The organism is Streptococcus sp. DTU_2020_1000888_1_SI_GRL_NUU_041A, from assembly GCF_032387735.1.
Classification (GTDB): domain Bacteria; phylum Bacillota; class Bacilli; order Lactobacillales; family Streptococcaceae; genus Streptococcus; species Streptococcus sanguinis.
In genome coordinates this window covers 1,087,976-1,106,431 of the sequence record NZ_CP135591.1, presented here as the reverse complement: position 1 = coordinate 1,106,431, position 18,456 = coordinate 1,087,976, and the positions used below count along the sequence as shown (strand labels likewise).

16 protein-coding genes are annotated in these 18,456 nt (G+C 42.3%); 6 read left to right on the top strand and 10 right to left on the bottom strand.

All coding sequences use genetic code 11. The features are described 5' to 3' along the window. Positions 1–56 precede the first annotated feature (56 nt). The 4 genes from RSK81_RS05360 to RSK81_RS05345 are packed head-to-tail and all read right to left on the bottom strand — an operon-like array spanning position 57 to position 2,979. Entirely contained in the window at positions 57–446 is a 390-nt protein-coding gene (locus tag RSK81_RS05360) for a cytidine deaminase (protein WP_002900483.1), read from the bottom strand. Further along, positions 433–1,095, bottom strand: a complete 663-nt coding sequence (gene deoC, locus RSK81_RS05355) for a deoxyribose-phosphate aldolase (RefSeq protein ID WP_002897691.1) — start codon at positions 1,093–1,095, stop codon at positions 433–435. The genes RSK81_RS05360 and deoC overlap by 14 nt, the downstream gene beginning before the upstream one ends. Before the next feature lie 17 nt (positions 1,096–1,112). Next, the gene (locus RSK81_RS05350; protein ID WP_002900485.1) at positions 1,113–2,390 is read right to left on the bottom strand and encodes a pyrimidine-nucleoside phosphorylase; all 1,278 of its coding nucleotides are present in this window, start codon (positions 2,388–2,390) and stop codon (positions 1,113–1,115) included. Between the two features lies 1 nt (position 2,391). After that, a complete protein-coding gene (locus RSK81_RS05345; protein WP_002900486.1) occupies positions 2,392–2,979 on the bottom strand; it encodes a class I SAM-dependent methyltransferase in 588 nt (195 codons plus the stop codon). Positions 2,980–3,073: 94 nt separating this feature from the next. Here RSK81_RS05345 and coaA point away from each other — a divergent pair, with 94 nt between their 5' ends. The 3 genes from coaA (at position 3,074) to RSK81_RS05330 (ending at position 4,880) form a co-directional block, all read left to right on the top strand. Then, on the top strand, positions 3,074–3,994 hold the full coding sequence (coaA, locus tag RSK81_RS05340; protein WP_002900487.1) for a type I pantothenate kinase: 921 nt from the start codon (positions 3,074–3,076) through the stop codon (positions 3,992–3,994). 70 nt (positions 3,995–4,064) lie between these two features. Beyond that, entirely contained in the window at positions 4,065–4,301 is a 237-nt protein-coding gene (gene rpsT, locus RSK81_RS05335; RefSeq protein WP_002900488.1) for a 30S ribosomal protein S20, read from the top strand. A 57-nt stretch (positions 4,302–4,358) separates the two neighbouring features. Beyond that, positions 4,359–4,880, top strand: a complete 522-nt coding sequence (locus RSK81_RS05330) for a DNA topology modulation protein (RefSeq protein ID WP_315687668.1) — start codon at positions 4,359–4,361, stop codon at positions 4,878–4,880. Between the two features lie 14 nt (positions 4,881–4,894). Here the strand turns inward: RSK81_RS05330 and RSK81_RS05325 are convergent, their stop codons facing one another. Next, positions 4,895–5,470, bottom strand: coding sequence for a TetR/AcrR family transcriptional regulator (locus RSK81_RS05325; protein ID WP_002900490.1), 576 nt, complete (start codon positions 5,468–5,470; stop codon positions 4,895–4,897). A 134-nt stretch (positions 5,471–5,604) separates the two neighbouring features. Between RSK81_RS05325 and RSK81_RS05320 the strand changes: the two genes are divergently transcribed. Both RSK81_RS05320 and RSK81_RS05315 read left to right on the top strand, forming a co-directional pair. After that, complete coding sequence (locus RSK81_RS05320) at positions 5,605–6,447, top strand: DegV family protein (protein ID WP_315687666.1); 843 nt, start codon at positions 5,605–5,607, stop codon at positions 6,445–6,447. Between the two features lie 104 nt (positions 6,448–6,551). Further along, positions 6,552–7,325: an XRE family transcriptional regulator gene (locus RSK81_RS05315; protein WP_002900492.1), complete on the top strand. Its 774-nt coding sequence runs from the start codon at positions 6,552–6,554 to the stop codon at positions 7,323–7,325. A gap of 82 nt (positions 7,326–7,407) precedes the next feature. Here the strand turns inward: RSK81_RS05315 and RSK81_RS05310 are convergent, their stop codons facing one another. The 3 genes from RSK81_RS05310 to RSK81_RS05300 form a co-directional block, all read right to left on the bottom strand. After that, positions 7,408–9,045, bottom strand: coding sequence for a hypothetical protein (locus tag RSK81_RS05310; protein WP_002912312.1), 1,638 nt, complete (start codon positions 9,043–9,045; stop codon positions 7,408–7,410). Then, positions 9,035–9,778: an ABC transporter ATP-binding protein gene (locus RSK81_RS05305; protein ID WP_002902824.1), complete on the bottom strand. Its 744-nt coding sequence runs from the start codon at positions 9,776–9,778 to the stop codon at positions 9,035–9,037. Before RSK81_RS05305 ends, RSK81_RS05310 begins: the two co-directional genes overlap by 11 nt. A 153-nt stretch (positions 9,779–9,931) precedes the next feature. After that, on the bottom strand, positions 9,932–12,883 hold the full coding sequence (locus tag RSK81_RS05300; protein ID WP_315687665.1) for a CocE/NonD family hydrolase: 2,952 nt from the start codon (positions 12,881–12,883) through the stop codon (positions 9,932–9,934). A 197-nt stretch (positions 12,884–13,080) separates the two neighbouring features. Here RSK81_RS05300 and RSK81_RS05295 point away from each other — a divergent pair, with 197 nt between their 5' ends. Next, positions 13,081–14,529 carry an alpha-amylase gene (locus RSK81_RS05295; protein WP_002902821.1) on the top strand — a complete coding sequence of 483 codons (1,449 nt, stop codon included), beginning with the start codon at positions 13,081–13,083 and terminating at the stop codon, positions 14,527–14,529. A gap of 45 nt (positions 14,530–14,574) precedes the next feature. On the opposite strand, the gene RSK81_RS05290 is transcribed toward RSK81_RS05295, so the two are convergent. Next, positions 14,575–17,277, bottom strand: coding sequence for a MucBP domain-containing protein (locus tag RSK81_RS05290; protein WP_002902820.1), 2,703 nt, complete (start codon positions 17,275–17,277; stop codon positions 14,575–14,577). A 12-nt stretch (positions 17,278–17,289) separates the two neighbouring features. After that, the gene (locus tag RSK81_RS05285; protein ID WP_002900503.1) at positions 17,290–18,405 is read right to left on the bottom strand and encodes a glycosyltransferase; all 1,116 of its coding nucleotides are present in this window, start codon (positions 18,403–18,405) and stop codon (positions 17,290–17,292) included. Positions 18,406–18,456: the final 51 nt, after the last annotated feature.

Here is an 18,456-nt window from a genome sequence, read left to right as displayed (position 1 = left end):
ATAAGATGTGCAACACAGTTGCAAGTTTGAGTTTGGTCAGATGACCGATAACAGACTTATGTTAAATCTGTAAAAGAATATGGAAGTAATTCCTTGACCGTCATCACGACCGTCGATTTATCTTTAGCGACCAAGGTCACTTTTAGATCCTCAGCAAAAAATTCTGCCATTACTTGGCGGCAGGCACCACAGGGTGATATGGGTTTTTCCGTCTCACCGTAGACAATCAGCTCCTCGAAGTCTAAAGCTCCTTCTGAAACCGCCTTAAAAATAGCTGTCCGCTCTCCACAGTTGGTCAAGCCAAAACTGGCATTTTCAACGTTAACGCCGGTAAATACCTGTCCGTCTTTTGCGACCAAAACCGCTCCAATCGGGAAATGAGAATAGGGGACATAAGCATTTTTGCTGGCTTGGACAGCCAAGTCAATCAACTCAGTAGTCGCCACTAGCTTCTTCTCCCTTCATAATCGCCACTCCAGCCGAAGTTCCGATACGAGTCGCACCTGCTTCAATAAAAGCCAGCGCATCTTCATAAGAACGAGCACCGCCAGAAGCCTTGACGCCCATGTCAGGACCAACTGTTTTTCTCATAAGGGCAACATCTTCGACTGTCGCACCGCCAGTTGAAAATCCTGTAGAGGTCTTAACAAAATCAGCTCCAGCTTTCTGAGCTAATTGGCAGGCCTTAACCTTTTCCTCATCTGTCAGCAGGCAAGTTTCCAGAATTACCTTGACCAAGGTACCGTTTGCAGCTTCTACAACCGCACGAATGTCTCGCTCTACCAAATCATAATCTTTAGATTTCAGAGCACCGACATTGATGACCATATCCACTTCGCCAGCACCCTTTTGGATTGCGTCCTTGGTTTCAAAAGCTTTCACATCGGAAGTGTTGGCTCCTAAAGGAAAACCAATTGGCACACAAACCTTGACATCTGAGCCTTTTAGCTGCTCCGCAGCAAACTCTATCCAGGTTGGATTGACACAGATACTGGCAAAATCATAAACTTTTGCTTCTTCAATTAACTTCAGAATCTGCTCTTCTGACGCTTCTGGTTTTAAAAGCGTATGGTCTATGTATTTGTTTAATTTCATGTTGACTTCTCCTAGAATTAAGCAATAACCTCGATAATTTCGCTTACTGCAACGCTTTCATCACCTATTTTAACATTTTTTTGAAATTCTGTAACTAGTTCTTGAGAAATTTTTTCATTTGAATAAATTTTTGCGAAAACTTCTCCAATTTCAACCTTGTCTCCGACTTTCTTTTCGAAAACAATTCCAGTTTCATAATCCAAGTCGTCAGATTTAACTGCACGTCCTGCTCCAAGTCTCATAGCAAAGAGTCCGAATTCCATAGCAGGCAGTTCAGTGATATAACCTGCCTGTTCTGCTTTCACTTCTATAATATGAGCTGCACTTGATGGACGATAGAGGTCTTCCAAGTCACCGCCTTGAGCAGCAATCATAGCTTCAAATTTCTTCAAAGCAGCACCGTTGGTCAACTGTTCTCTTACTTCTTCCACCGTTTTCTCAACATCTGCCAGTCCGAGCATAATCTGAGCTAATTCACAAATAAAAGTTGTGATGTCTTCACGGCCCTTGCCCTGCAAGATATCCAATGCTTCTAAGATTTCCAAACGATTGCCAATGCTGGTTCCCAAAGGCTGACTCATATCTGTCAGAACAGCTACTGTTTTTCTACCGACAGCCTTGCCCAAATCCACCATAGTGCGTGCTAGTACACGAGCGTCATCAATATTTTTCATAAAGGCGCCTTCACCGACCGTCACATCCAGAAGGATACTGTCTGCACCAGCAGCAATTTTCTTACTCATAACAGAGCTCGCTATCAGCGGAATCGTATCAACAGTTGCGGTTACATCTCGCAAGGCATAGAGTAACTTATCCGCTAGCACCAACTGATCAGACTGACCGATGACGGACAAACCGATTTCCTGCACCTGCTTGATAAAGTCTTCCTGACTGCGCTCTACCTGAAATCCTTTAATGGATTCCAATTTATCAACGGTTCCTCCAGTATGGCCCAACCCACGGCCGCTCATTTTAGCAACGGGCACACCAAAGCTAGCCACCAAAGGTACCAAGACCAGTGTTACTTTATCACCAACACCGCCGGTGGAATGTTTATCTACTTTTATTCCCGCGATTTCCGACAAGTCAAACTGTTCACCGGTTCCAACCATAATCATGGTTAAATCCGAAATTTCCCGAGTTGTCATGCCCTTAAAATAGACAGCCATCGCAAAGGCTGCCATCTGATAGTCTGGCACAGTCCCATCCACATAGCCCTCAATCAGCCACTGGATTTCCTGCCTGGTCAGTTCCAGACCGTCTCTTTTCTTTTGGATAATATCTACAGCACGCATCCTATTTTTCGCTCCTTAGTATATAGTAGCCTTTGTCCTTCTTGACAATCTCACAATTACTGAAGACAGCTTCCATCTTCGACTTGGCACTGGGCGCTCCTTGCTTCTTCTGAATCACAAGGGTCAAATCACCGCCTTCTGTCAAATGCTCATAGCTTCCGCTGATGACTTCGTGCACGACTTGCTTACCAGCACGAATAGGCGGATTACTGATAATATGGTCGAAAATGCCACTGACCTTTTCATAAACATTCGACTGGAAGATATCAGCTGAAATCTGGTTTCTTTCAGCATTCTTCTGAGCCAAGTCCAAGGCTCGCTGGTTGATATCCACCATGGTCGCAGTCACTCCCTGCGCTTTGGCTAAGGTCAAACCTAGAGGCCCATAGCCACAGCCAACATCCAGCACCTGTTCTCCAGCTTCAAAGTCCAAGACAGACAAAAGAACCCGACTGCCATAATCAATCATCTTTTTACTGAAAACACCAGCATCTGTCAAAAAAGTCAGCCGCTGTCCTAAGAGTTCCACATTTAATTCATGAATATCATGTTTGGCATCAGGATTTTCTGCAAAATACATTTTAGTCATACAACCATTTTATCATAATTTTCCTAGATTTGTAAATCGTTTTCATTTCTCCAAAAAGTATGTTATACTAAAGTCCATCATACAGGAGCAACTTATGACTAACGAATTTCTTCATTTTGAAAAAATCAGCCGCCATACATGGCAAAACCTGCATCGTAAAACAACTCCGCCTCTGACCCAGGCCGAGCTTAATTCTATCAAGAGTTTCAATGACAAAATTAGCCTGCAAGACGTGACGGACATTTACCTCCCCTTGACCAATCTCATTCAGATTTATAAACGTTCTAAGGAAGACTTGGCTTTTTCCAAGGGGATTTTTCTACAAAAAGAGAGCCGGAAACAGCCCTTTATCATTGGAGTTTCTGGCAGTGTGGCCGTTGGGAAATCCACCACCAGCCGTTTGCTGCAGATTTTACTTTCTCGGACTTTTTCAAATGCGACAGTCGAGCTGGTTACCACAGACGGCTTCTTGTTTCCTAATCAAATTTTAGAAGCTAACGGCATTTTAAACCGCAAAGGTTTCCCAGAAAGCTATAATATGGAGCTGCTTCTTTCCTTTCTAGACAGCATAAAAAACGGTCAGGATTTCCAAATTCCAGTCTACTCGCATGAGACTTACGATATCGTTCCTCAAGAAATGCAAGAGGTAAAGGCAGCTGACTTTGTTATTGTCGAAGGGATTAATGTTTTCCAGAATCCTCAGAACGAGCGCCTATATATGACAGACTTTTTTGACTTTTCAATTTATGTCGATGCAGAAGTCGAAAATATTGAAAACTGGTATCTGGATCGCTTTAAAAAAATGCTGACGTTGGCTGAAAACGACCCAAAAAACTACTACCACCGCTTCACCACGCAATCAGAAGAGGAAGTAGTAACCTTCGCCCATAATGTTTGGAAAAGCATTAACCTTGTCAACCTGCTAGACTACATTGAGCCAACCCGCAATCGAGCAGAAATTATCCTGCATAAAGCCGGAAATCATGAAATTGATGAAATTTACTTAAAAAAATAAAAAAGCTTGTCAAATCCTAATTTTTCATATATAATTAGATAGTTAGTATTTTCAATGGAGGTGAAACAACTTGGCAAACATTAAGTCAGCTATCAAACGCGCTGAATTGAACGTGAAACATAACGAAAAAAACTCAGCTCAAAAGTCAGCTATGCGTACTGCAATCAAATCATTTGAAGCAAACCCATCTGAAGAACTTTTCCGTGCTGCTAGCTCAGCTATCGATAAAGCAGAAACAAAAGGTTTGATCCACAAAAACAAAGCAAGCCGCGATAAAGCACGCCTTTCAGCTAAACTTGCTAAATAATGCATACAAAGGGAGCTCTCAGGAGCTTTTTTTGTTTCTCACACAAAGGAGGTAGGGATGAAAATAGCAATTATTGGTTATTCCGGTTCTGGCAAATCCACTCTAGCAGCACAACTGTCCAAGCACGGCTCCATTCCCAAACTTCACATGGATACATTGCAGTTCCAACCCGGCTGGAAGGATAGTGATCGTGATTGGATGCGAGAACAGATGGACAATTTTTTGTCAAAAAATACCGACTGGATCATTGATGGCAACTACTCTTGGTGTTTTTATGAACGGCGGATGGCAGAAGCCGACCAAATCATCTTTCTGAACTTCTCTCGCTGGAACTGCCTCTATCGAGCTTTCAAACGCTATCTAAAATACCGAAATCGGACCAGAGAAAGCATGGCTCCCGGCTGCCCCGAAAAGTTTGACTGGGAGTTTATCTGCTGGGTTCTTTGGAAAGGACGACGTCAGCCAGCACTGGCAAGATATAAGAAAATCCGACAAACTTTTCCTCAGAAATTCTACGAATTAAGTAACCAAAAAGAACTGACCAACTTCTTACAGAACCTAAAAACAAGCGAGCCCTAATGACTCACTTGTTTTTATTTGATTTTCTTTTTCTGGGGAAAGAGGGGCAGACCTAAAGAAGCTATTTTTTCAGCTGGAACTTTCATACCGTCCTTAATCCACTTGGAAAGAACGGAAACAACTGCCGAACTCCAGAAGGAATTCATGTAAGAGTTAGTCGTTTTCTTAGCATTGCGATTGCGCTTTTCCAAAAAGTCAAACACGGCCTGAGTCAGCAGCTTTTCAAAATTATAGTCAATGGCTAGACTGATAACCCGAGCTTCTTTCTTGGCTTCCTTAAAAAGAAAAAGCCAAATTTGGTACATCTCAGTTTTAAAGTTAAACTCTTCCAATTTATCCGTAATACCTCGAACAGTGTTTTTAAAAATCTCTTCCAGAATCTGCTCTTTAGAGCTATAATTGCGGTAAAATGCAGCGCGGGAAACCCCTGCTCGCTCAACCAGCTCTGAAATCGTAATTTTTTTGAGTTCTTTCTTCTCCAGCAGCTGCATGAGAGAAATTTCCAGAGACTCTCTCGTGATTTGATTGGATTCCTGATTGTATTTCTTTAAATTCGCGAGTGATTTTTCCGATATTTTCTTTTCCGACATAACAATTTCTTCCCTCTTGTATCAGCTGACAGTTTCCGCTTTCTAGTAAGCATCCTTCATGTTATAATTTTAAAAAAAGACAGGTTTTTTGTCAATTTTTTTATTGTACATACTTGACAAAAAAGGAGAAAAATATGACTTGGAAAATTATAGCTGACTCTGGCTGTGACTTTCGTGAAATGGCAAACTTGGCCAAAGACACTCAATTTGAAAGTGTTCCCTTGACCATTCAAGTGGAAAATGAAATCTTTGTAGATGATAAGCAACTTGAAATTGACCTGATAATGGAGAAGATGTATGCTTCTTCTGCTGCTTCAAAGTCTGCCTGCCCTAGTCCAGATGACTATCTCAAAAGCTTTGAGGGAGCTGATAAGATCTTTGTGGTGACTATCACTGGAACTCTATCTGGCAGCAATAATAGTGCACAGGTTGCTAAGAAAATCTTTTTGGAAGAACATCCTGACGCACAGATTCATGTCATTGATAGTCTTTCTGCTGGCGGAGAGGTGGACTTGCTTGTGACTAAACTCAATGAACTCATTCAGCAAGATCTCAGCTTTGATGAAGTCGTTGAAGTCATTAGTCGCTATCAAGAGAAAACCAAGCTTCTCTTCGTTCTGGCAAAGGTAGATAACTTGGTCAAAAACGGTAGGCTTAGCAAACTTCTGGGAACCGTTGTCGGCTTGCTCAATATCCGCATGGTCGGTGAAGCTAGCCAGACCGGCACGTTAGAGCTTCTGCAAAAGGCACGCGGTCCGAAAAAGGCACTTGCTTCTGCAATCGAAGAGCTACTCAAAGCCGGTTACAAGGGTGGCCGACTCATTATCGCTCACCGAAATAACGAAAAATTCTGCCAACAATTTAGTCAACTGGTACAAGAAAAGTATCCTCAAGCTCAAATCGAAATGGTGCCGACTTCAGGTCTCTGCAGCTTCTATGCTGAAGAAGGCGGAATCTTAATGGGCTACGAAATTTAATAAGGTATTTAAAAAAGTAAAGAATTAGGCTAAGATAATTGACCTAATTCTTTACTTTTTCGATTTAATTCGCTATAATAAAACCAAGTAAAGGAGTTGATATTATGGCCAGAGGAAGAGGCGCAGCAAGCCCCCAAGACAAGGAAGCAAGTCTTCTCATTTCTAAAAAACTCAAAGAACTTCTCAAGGAAACAGGTAAGAAACAAGTTGAGCTATCTCGTGAAACAGGCATTCCTGCTAGTACACTCACTGGCTATATCAAAGGAACATCTCTGCCTATCGCAGCCAATCTAGAAAAGATTGCAAGATTTTTCGACGTAGAGGTTGAAGAAATCGACCCTCGTTACCGACTAATTGCAGATATCCCTCAACAATTTCCCGATTTAAATCGTATTTATCAGCAACTTGACCAAGACAGACAGGAGAAAGGATTAAAGCTACTAGAAGCTAGCCTGACTGAGCAAGAAACACAAGCCAGCTTAAAGGATGACTACTTCCCCTACTTGGTCTATGAGAATTACTATCTCTCTCAGCATAAGCCTGAACAAGCTGATTTAGTCTGGCTGGACAGAGAAATTGACTACGATATTGCCCTTTGGGTACGAACTGACTCGTTAGAGCCCAAGTATCCGAGAGATTCCGTAGCCCTAATCAAGCAGACTCATTTCGAACTTGCTGGCGCAATCTATGCTATTGACTATGACGGTCAAACCATTATAAAAAGAGTCTTCAACGATCCATCCGGTATTCGTCTAATTTCCCTTAATAAAAAATACAGTGATAAGTTTATCCCGCATGAGGAAGAACCTAAACTTATCGGTCGAGTTATGGCGACTTTCATGCCACTGGATGTAGAAAAAATAAAGAAAAACAAATAACAGTTCTGCAAATGTACAGAACTGTTATTTTTATGATTATCAGTCAAAAAATCAGAAAGTCTTTCGACTTCCTGATGCTTGTTTAATAAAATACTGCTAACTCTTCATTCAGCTTTTTCATGTAGTATTTGTGGACTATATAAGACAACACAGCTAATCCTACTAGAACTAGAGCCGCTATCATATAAATTACTAGAGGCGCAAGAACATTGGATATAAAGAAGAGAAGAGTAATGACAATCATCATTCCTAAAATAAGAGCGATGGCTAGGAGAGTTTTCACTATATTGTTATCTCGGCTCATCAATTCTGTGACATTGGACCAATTAGTCACCAGATGCTTGTAGTCTCGGTAGTAACCCCAAGAACTCCACATTAAACTAATCAAGACCCAAACAATCACCATGCCCAAGAAAGTGACTGGATGCATACCGGAAACAAGGCTGGTTATGAAAAACAAGGTCAGAGGCAGGATAGACTGGACGGCAAAGAGTTGCCAAAACTTCAGATGAATATATTGCTTCAAATCAAAGGGTAAAACCTTGAGATAATCAAAATTTTCCCTTTCCAGAGAAATCCCAATAGCCGTGAGGTTGCTGCCGCCTGAGTTTAGTGTTGCAATCAAAACAGCCAAGGCCATCATTGGCAAGAGGAAACGTGGTCCCAGATAAGAAGTCAAAGACAGGCCGCCTTGTATCATGCCCATTCCCATACTGAAAATGACAATGTAAGGGAGAAAGGCCGACATAAAGATGGCTTGCATAATGACAGAACCCTCGCTCAAGAGCCTGATATTGTAACGCCAGACAAACTTTTTAAGATTTTTTGCTTCCGCAATATTGATGTCATGCACGCGCTCCCGCTTTCCTACTGAAGAGCCCGTCATCAGGGCTGCCTCATAAAACTCAGGAATCACCTTGGTCTTTACGATGAAAAATAGAAGAGCCGCAACTGCCACCCATCCCAAAAATCCCAGCAGGGAAGCTGTATGAAAAGGATGAAGAATAAAATCATAAAAGGCTTGAACTGGCAGGAAGAAAGCTTTAACCTCTGTACGATTTACAACGCTTCTGCTATTCATTTGATTAATCATAAAATAGAGGAAAAAGGATCCGACGGAAACAAGAGCCAAAATGACATTGGACAGGATGGTCTTGTACTTTCTGAAAAATGCTGTCTTGGTAATAAAGTGGACGGCAATCAAAATCAGAAAGGTGATAACTGAACTTAAAATCAGAATAGCAAGCAGAGCCAAGGGCAGGCCCAAGAAAGGATTGCCACCTTGAAAAGCCAGAACCAAGAAATAACTGAACATAGGCAGAATGGCAATCAGCAAGGTCAGGATAACTGAAATGCTTTTGCCGACGATGATTTCTGCTTCGCTAAAAGCGTAGGGACGGTAAGATTGCAAGTCTTTGCTTTCATAAAAGACATTGTAAAAAACCAGGAAGCCCTGAGACATTGAAAAGAGTGCAAAAGCGGAAACCAAATTGGCAAAGAGACCAGGATTGCCAACCAGTTGGTTCAGGGAGCCCATCAAACCGAAAAGAAAGAGATAGACCAGTCCTAAGATCAGATACATGCGGATAGCCTTCAGCGATACATTGACCTTACGCTCAGGATTCTTAGCTTGCATCTTGCGGTACTGCTGCAGCTGAGACGGCTGAATGGCGTATAGGATATTGATATCGACTAGTTTTTTTATAGCTTTAATACGCATCAGGACTCACCTCTTCTCTGCGGCCCGCTAGGCCAAGATAAATGGTTTCAAGAGACTGTTCTGGATGTTGGCCTTTTAGTTCTTCAATCGTTCCATAGAAAATCAATTTCCCTTTTTTGAGAATGGCCACCTTATCACAGAGCTGCTCTGCCACTTCCAAGACGTGGGTTGAAAAGAGAACTGTATTTCCTTTATCTGCATGTTGGCGCATCATCTGCTTGAGGTCAAAAGCTGCCTGCGGATCAAGACCCGTCAGCGGCTCATCCAGCACCCAAATATCCGGGTCAGACAAAAGCGCAGCTATGACAAAAACTTTTTGCCGCATCCCATGAGAGAATGAATCAATGACCTCATACCGATGAGAGCCAAAGTCGAAAAGATGGAGCAGATTTCCCAATCGCTCTTCTACTTCAGCATTTGTCATATCGTAAGAAGTCGCTACCAGTTCCCAAAACTCATTGGCAGTTAGACGCAAAAATAGATCTGGTGAATCAGCTACATAGCCAATTTTTTTCTTGATTTCCAAGCGATTAGCGGATAATTCTTTCCCATCCACAAAAATCTGACCACTGCTAGGATTGATAACACTGACCAATGACTTAATGGTAGTAGATTTTCCGGCGCCATTGTGACCAATCAGACCGACGATTTCTCCGCTTTGCAAGGTCAGATTCAGCTGATTGAGAGCTACCGTTCCTTCATAAACTTTAGTGACATCTTTAAATTCAATCATAAGAGAGCTCCTTTACCGATTTCTATACAGATTAGTATACTCTTTTTGCGGCTTTTTGTCTCGTCTCTGCCTAAGGTCAGATACAAGATAAAGCTAAAAGCAGCTGAACTTCATCTAACTATGAAATTCTAGCTGCTTTTTTAAACAGAACCTCTAACGTTGTGAGTATTTCTTTGCTAAACTAGATAAACCTAGTGTGCTGACCAGCAGAGCCAGGCCAAGATGCAGAATTCCCTTATCTGAATTACTGCCGGTTTCAGGTAAGGTAGCTGGAGCTTGCTGCTTGCTTATCTTCTGAACTTTTCCTACTGCCTGATCATAATGTTCTGCATAGTGAACCGCCAACTGAACTGACGGAACTTCTCCGCCTTCCTCGCTATCTAAGATATACTCAGGAACTTCTAAAATTGCTGGTGCGACTAATTTTGCACCAATAATCTCTGGTAGAGCTGCATAAACTGTATCAAGAGCATTCGGTATATAGTTTGCCTTTTGCAGGCGACTAGCTTCCAAAGTAGGTATTAGGGCACTGATAGAGTCCGTCTTGAAAGTCACTTCATATTGACGATCAATCGTGAGATCGCTTGGGTCGTACGTGTTGAAAACCAGAGCCAGCTTATGGCCTTTTTTCATCGTATAGAGATTAGGCTGCAAATAGACTGTATAGTCATGGAATTGACCAATTTGAGGATCAATACTATTTTGCGAGCTAGACGGCACATAGCCCGATTCTGGATTAGCCAGATTGACCCATCCTTTGGCAATGACTTTGTATTTGGTTTTGACAGTCGCAAAATTTTTGATATCCATATTGTTGAGATTGCTGCCCATCCAGAAGCCATCTTTCTGACTTTCATCGCTGGCTGCGCCGTGTCCAACCACATCAAACTCTTGGTCTGATACATCTACTAGGAGAGCATTGACCTGCAGATTACTGCCACCCCCCTTTGCTAGAGCCGCCTTGAAATGGACTGGGATATGTCCTTTAATTGTCATATTCTCTTTGACATCTGTCATAAAGGTCAAATTAGCCTTAGAAGAAGCTTTGCTAACCGCTTCATCACGCTTGCTAGTATCAATTCCCGCTCCTGAGTAGTCACTGGAAATCGTTTCTTCTAAGCGCTTGGACTGAGCTGTCAGAATCAAGCGATTACTGCTTTTCCAATCATCATAACTGGTCCATTTATTTGGATCATAGTTATTTTGCGCCAAAACAGCAGGCAGTTTGCTGACATCATTTTCTACATCATAAAGGTAATGAGAGAACCAAGTATTGAGCAGGTCATAAAAATCTTGCTTGTTAGCTGTAATACCAAAGCCTCTAGATATGGCAGCTGGATTGATATGATTTCCTTGGTGAAGATAAAGTTTCACATCTTGGCCGGCTTTTTTTAGCGCATCATACATGAGCTCAAAGTGCTTGGTTTTGACATTGTCATCATTCAAACCATGAACTAGCAGGGCACTGGTCTTTATCTTTTCTGGATGTAGCGTGTAATCCCGCTCCTGCCAGACCGGACTGTAATTGCGGCCGTGGGCATTCTGGTCCTTATTTAACTGATTAATGTAGTCAGCATACTTGTTACTGATAGCAGCCCAATCCTTTTGATCCAGCAACCGTGTAGCAACATAGAGCGACAGCCAAGATAAATCACTGTAGGGCGGATTGGTGTAAGCCGACCCTTGACTATTGAAATAATCATACCAGCTGGCAATTCCAGCTGCTGGAACAATGGTTTTCAAGCCTTCAACGCCAGTCGTTGCCACACCGAAAGTTGTCGTACCAGCCCAAGACAGACCAGTCATACCGACCTTGCCATTAGCCCAGTCGGCCTTGATTTCGATATTGTTAGTTCTGTCTGTGTAGGCCGTTCGTTTACCATTGACCCATTCGACAATATTTTTAAATGCTTCAATTTCTAAATCAGAGCCAGTTGTATTAAAACCTTCAGAACCTTTGGTTCCTAGACCAGCGCTAGAAACAAAGGCATAACCTCGGACGAGGAAATAATCATACCAGTTCAAGTTTTCATAGTCATAAATCCCCTCATATGGACTGTAATAATACCAATCCGATGACATTGCTCTTTTTGCTGCATCAATACTGCTCATGCTAGAAACTGGCTGGCGCTTAGCTGGCTGATTGCGCAGGCTCTTCATGTCATAAGAACCGTTTGTCGGCAGATTGAGACTTTCTAGCGTCACATGGTCTTCGTCCAAGGTTCCAGCGACATAGGGACGAGCTTCCAAGATTGTCGCAGCCTTATAATCACCCTTAGCAGCTGCTTTAGGAAGCTGCACAATAGCCTTGACTAAATCTCGCTTACCGTCACCATCCGTATCGTAGTCAGTCTCTACATAGACTGGGAAACGAACAATCTCACTGCCTTCATAAGTATACTCCTCATATCTGTCTTCACCACTACTATATGGAAAAATTGGCTGTGAACGACCATTCAAAAAAAGGGGCTCTTTCTTTTCGGAGCGATAAGCATCATGCAGTCGCTTGGCAACCGAATACATAGATTGCAGATTAGCACCCTGGACACTGGCTGTCAAATCAGCCTCTTTTTCAATCATCCCCAGACTCTTTGCTAGATTTGCTCTATCCTCGGCACTGCTACCCAACTGAGAATCACTGACTGCTGCCCACTTGAGCAATTCATCTACAGCCTCCTGCAGGGTTAGTTCCTTATCTGAGAGTGAAGGATTTGAAAGACCGCCGGTATAGGCAGATAAATCTTGACCTTTCACAGCAGTTGAGGCAGCGGAAGGTGCTGAGCTGACATCTTTAGCCAAAGCAAGAAGCTCCTGCTCCTGCGCTGGGCTAAGGCTAGGTACCGTTCCCTCAGCCGCAAGCGGTGCCTTGTCTTGCTTTTCCTGCACCGAATCTTCTGAAGAAGTCTGATTTGAAGTTTCTACTGCCGTTGACTCTTGGTCCTTGGAGCCAGTTTCAGAAGCCTTTACAACTGTTTCTGTCTTGAGATTGTCCGTGCGCTCGCTGCTAGCTTGAGTCGCCTCATCCGCCTGAACAGCTTGCGCCAATACCAAAGGTGCAAGTAACAAACTTGGCAGGAGTAATGTAACTAGTCTTTTCTTTCTCATAAAGACACCTTTCTTTAGATAAAATCTTTTATAACAAGTCCATTATACTATGTAAGCGCTTTTGTTTCAATCTATTCTATCTTTTATCTATGAAAGATGTCAAAACATCTATAGAAGCAGAAAGACGCAAACGATTGCGCCTTTCCCCTTCTTTTGGTACAATAAAGCCAATCAGTAAGAATTAGAGGAATCACAGTATGGAAAATCAAACCTTAATGCAGTATTTTGAATGGTATCTGCCAGATGACGGTCAGCATTGGAATCGCTTAGCGGAAGACGCACCAAACTTAGCAGCGAAAGGAATTCGCAAAGTCTGGATGCCGCCAGCTTTCAAAGGAACAGGATCTAATGACGTCGGCTATGGTGTATACGACCTTTTTGATTTGGGCGAATTTGATCAAAAAGGGACCGTCCGCACAAAGTATGGATTGAAAGAAGAATACCTCCGAGCGATTGAAGCACTTAGCCAGAACGGTATCGAAGCTATTGCTGATGTGGTCCTCAATCACAAGGCCGCAGCTGACTACAAAGAGCGTTTTACTGTCGTTGAAGTTGATCCAAATGACCGAAATGTAGAAATCTCAGAACCATTTGAAATAGAAGCGTGGATGCATTTTGCATTCCCAGGCCGCAAAAAAGCCTATAATGACTTTGAATGGCACTGGTACCACTTCACTGGCACTGACTACGATGCCAAAAACAACAAGTCAGGCATTTTCCTCATTCAAGGCGACAATAAAGGTTGGGCAGATGATGAGCTGGTGGATAACGAGAACGGCAACTACGACTATCTGATGTATGCGGATATTGATTTCAAGCACCCCGAAGTCATCCAAAATCTCTATGACTGGGCTCATTGGTTCATTGAAAGCACTGGTGTACATGGCTTTCGCTTAGATGCTGTTAAGCACATCGATTCCTTCTTTATGAAAAATTTCATCCGCGATATTACTGAGAAATACGGCGATGATTTCTATGTCTTTGGGGAATTTTGGAATAGCGATGAGAAGGCCAATAATGATTATTTAGAAAATATTGACTACCGCTTTGACCTAGTCGATGTTAAACTTCATCATAATTTATTTGATGCCAGCAAATCTGGAGCAGACTATGACCTGCGAACTATTTTTGACCAGACACTTGCAAAGAATCATCCTGAATCAGCTGTAACCTTTGTGGACAACCACGATACTCAGAGAGGGCAGGCCCTGGAGTCTACAGTTGAAGAATGGTTCAAGCCTGCGGCCTATGCTCTCATACTTCTAAGAGAAGCCGGATTGCCTTGCGTCTTTTACGGAGACTACTATGGCATTAGCGGAGAATTTGCCCAAGAGAGCTTTCAAGAGCTACTGGATAAACTCCTAGACATCCGTCTCAATCTAGCCTATGGTGAGCAGATTGACTACTTGGACGATGCCAATTGTATCGGCTGGACTCGCCAAGGCAAGGACGATGGTCAACCAATCGCTGTTCTTATCAATAATGACCAAGCAACCAGCAAATCTATGCTGGTCGGTACGGAATGGGCTGGCAGAGAATTCAGCGACTATCTAGGCAACAGCTCCCAAATCGTAACTATTGACGACCAAGGCTGGGGAGAATTTCCTGTGGAGGAAAAATCAGTTAGTGTCTGGAGTGTCAGATAAGTCACAGCAAAAATATGGAAAAAGAAAAATAAGACCAAATTGGCCTTATTTTTTTCGTTCTTTCTTGGAATGTAGTAAGCCAACGGAAGCCAAAAGGCTGATAATTGCTGCTCCCAAGAATGATGAATTTGTGTTTCCAGTATTTGGTAATTGATGTTTGGACACTCGAGACAGAACAGGAGTAGTCTCAGAGTTTTCAACCTTTACAGGACTCTTCTGCTCAGAAGTTTCTGTTCCCAAAGCTATTTGAGTATTCGTTTTTGGCACGTATACATAAGTTCGAACGCCATTTGCTTCCGTTACAGAAACAAAACCATATTTTTCAAAATTCTTAGCATCTAGCAAACCAAATTCTGCTGCTGCCAATGGCCGTCCATCTACATCTAGGAAAAGAGTGATTTCAATAGCCGGCTTGTCCACAATCGGAGCGTCTGTCGGTAATTCATGAACACTTGCTCGGTAGACATGGGTGCGAATGCCATCCTCATCACTGCTGGATTGGAAATCATAACCAGCGATGGTCTTAGACGCCACCAAACCACGCTCTGGGTCTGATAACTCTTGACCTGATTCATCTACAAAGCGAGTCATCGACATGACTGGGCGCTCTTCACTTGGTGCATCTGTCGGTACTTCGTGCACACTTGCTCGATAGACATGCGTACGAATGCCGTCCTCATCACTGCTGGATTGGAAATCATAGCCGGCAATAGTCTTAGACGCCACCAAACCACGCTCTGGGGCTGATAACTCTTGACCTGTTTCATCTACAAAGCGAGTCATCGACATGACTGGGCGCTCTTCACTTGGTGCGTTTGTCGGTACTTCATGCACACTAGCACGATAGACGTGGGTGCGAATACCGTCCTCGTCACTGCTGGACTGGAAGTCATAGCCAGCGATAGTCTTAGAAGCTACTAAACCTCGCTCTGGATCTGATAGCTCTTGACCTGATTCATCTACAAAGCGGGTCATTTCCAAGACAGGCTTGTCCTCGCTTGGAGCGTCATTTGGAAGCTGGTGCTGGCTGAGTTCATACTCATAGACGATTTCTTTGGTTCTTCCTGCTTCATACTCTCCCGATTCAGCATCATAGGCAGTTAGCCGAGATTTATAAGTATAGAGCTTGTTATTATAGGAAATTAGAGGTTTAGGACTGACTGTATATCTAGTCTTACCTGGTTGCTCATCCGTAATAGGGTTAGCAATAGCATGCCCCTGCTCGTCTTGGTACCGGACAAGAACCTTGCCCGGTTCGGTCTCTCCTTCCCCAACCTTCTTAACATCCGAAACTTTAAAGACGAAACCTTCAGCTTTGACCGTTCTGAAAAGTTTATCTAGCTCTCCTTGATCAGGTTCATAACCACCTGTTGTCTGTCCACCACCAGGGATAGTATCTTCTATAAACTTGAAGCCACCATCTGGTGTTTCAGCAATATTAGGAACTCCTGCGATATCAATCGTATAGTCTCGATCAAAATAATAACGAGTCTTATCATTAGGTTTCATCAGATATAGTTTATAGTGGAAGGTCTTAATATTATCCTTACCAAACCAGGGTCTCTCTAGAGAAGGATTTTTACCCAGCCAATCAATATGTACAAAGGGCTTTTCATATAGATTATATTTTCTCAAAATATTATCTGCAACATCATCAATGGCACCATTATTTAAACCTCTATAAAACCCCCAAAATTGATTGCCTATAGGATATAGAGTGTTATAATCAAAAGAATCAAAATAGATGTGATTTGTAGCGAAATTATCCCTTGAATCTACAAGTGAATAATTTTTTCCTTTCCAGTAAGTGTATTCATCTCCAGCTTCCTTTCCACTGATAAGCAATTTTTGAAAGAAAGGGTTCATATAATAACTAAATTCTTCAGAACTTGCTTGAATTTGGAATAAATTAGGATTAGTAAGAATAATCTGCTTAATCTCTTCCATAGACAATACTCTATTATCTGACTCAGGTAAATACTTTCTAGAAAATGCCTCTTCAAATGTTAAACCTGAGTGTTCCCATACCTTCATCTGCAAAAATCTCTTTGTAGGAAAGGTTTCCTCGACAGTCAAATCCAACTCAGAACGCGGAATGATGGCTTTTGGTATCTTCGCTACTTCTTCTGGACTTGGATTTGGATTGAATATAGCCTCCCACTTATTCAAAAAGAAGAGGGCAGTATTATTTTGAATTAGCGATTGACCATAATAAACTTCTCCTGAAGGAACTTCTTGAAAGTGTTCATCTCTGACTAGATTTAAATCTTTTACTTGCTTTAAATCAATGTATTTAAAGACACCATCCATCTTACGGATCGCATAAGCATGATCATACTTTTTAGCTGCTTCTTCTATTTGCTCCACCGACTGTATCTCAGGCATGACAGATGTCATGGTTGCAGCCTTAGTTATTTCATCTCTCTCTCCCTTGGTATGATAGTCATAAAATTCTTGAGCTAATTGTTTGATTTCAGGCGTGACTTGGGCCGCACCCTTCTCTCCTTCTTCTGAGATGGTCAGACCGGAAGCTTCCTCTGCTGGTGTATTTTTGATTGTCCCATCATTTGGCAGTTCTTGATTGACAGGAGGTGTCGCCTGGTTATTCTGGACTTGATTCCCCTCTGTTTCACTACTTACCTCCTCTGCTTGTACAGTAACTGCCATTGTTCCAGCAAGCAGCAAGGACAGAGGAATTGGGACTAATTTCATTCCCAGTTCTAATTTTTTCCCTAAAGTCTTTTTCATCTTCTTCTCCTTTTAATCTCCTATTTTAGACATTTTAAAAACTTTTTCCCATAAATTGACTAGTAGCTCTCTGTTATAGCGATTGGCAAGTTCTTTGGATCTTGCCGACAATCCCCTCCATTCTTTTTCTCCAAATTGGCTAAATTGCTCCAAATGGACAACATATTGATTAGCGTCATTTTGCGGTATAAGCCATCCATTCTCTCCATGCTTAATATAAGCGCGATTAGCATAGCGCACATCCAGACCAATCAGAGGCAAGCCATTGACCAGAGCCTCATAGAGCGATGTCGCAAAGGCTTCCGATAAGGAAGTGCTAATATAGGCATCATAAGCTTGATAAGGTATTTGAGACTGATAGCCCTTAAAGTGAACCAAGTCTTCCAAATCATTGAGCTCAAGGACATCTTGCAGCATGGCCATGTCAGGACCATCTCCATAGATGTCAAGAGTAAACTGCCTATGACCTTTAAATTTCAATAAAGCCATAATTTTCAACAATAACAGAACATTTTTCTCCTCAGATAAACGACTGACTGTCACCAAGTGAATATCCTTTGAATCAAATACCCTCTCTCTTGGATATTGGACTACTTGTTCTGCATAGGTGGTTGGAATAAAGAGGGCCTTATCCCTCATCTTTTGAGGCAGATAGGCCTCCTGACCTTCGCCAACCAAAATCAAAGAGTCTAATACATCCTGATCAAGCCAGCCCATGACTTTTTTATTTAACTCTTGTCCCAGGGCAATCATGTGATCCTGATGAAGGACGCGTGCTACATGAAAATCTTGCTCACGCCTCAAGAGAATATTTTCTGGAATATCCAGACGCTCCATCATCAGCCAGTCTTCTGGCTCAAGCTCCTCCTCAGCAAACTCCTGAAGACTCCTACCAGCTAATTCTATGCCCAGAAAACGGACTTTACTCCTATCAATTCCCAAGGCTTTATAACTATCCAGCACAAGCTGCCTAGAAGAGGCATTAGCATATATATCTGTATCCGCTTCAGAAACCCACAATTCATAAGGGACTTTCATTTCTTCAAAAAGCTCAAAACGATTGCGGAGGGCAATATCAATCCCAAACGCCCTAGAGCGGATACAAGCATCCACACAAACTACTTTCATTTTCTCCCTTTTAACCTAAAGTAATTCTATATAATAATATCTCACAACTTA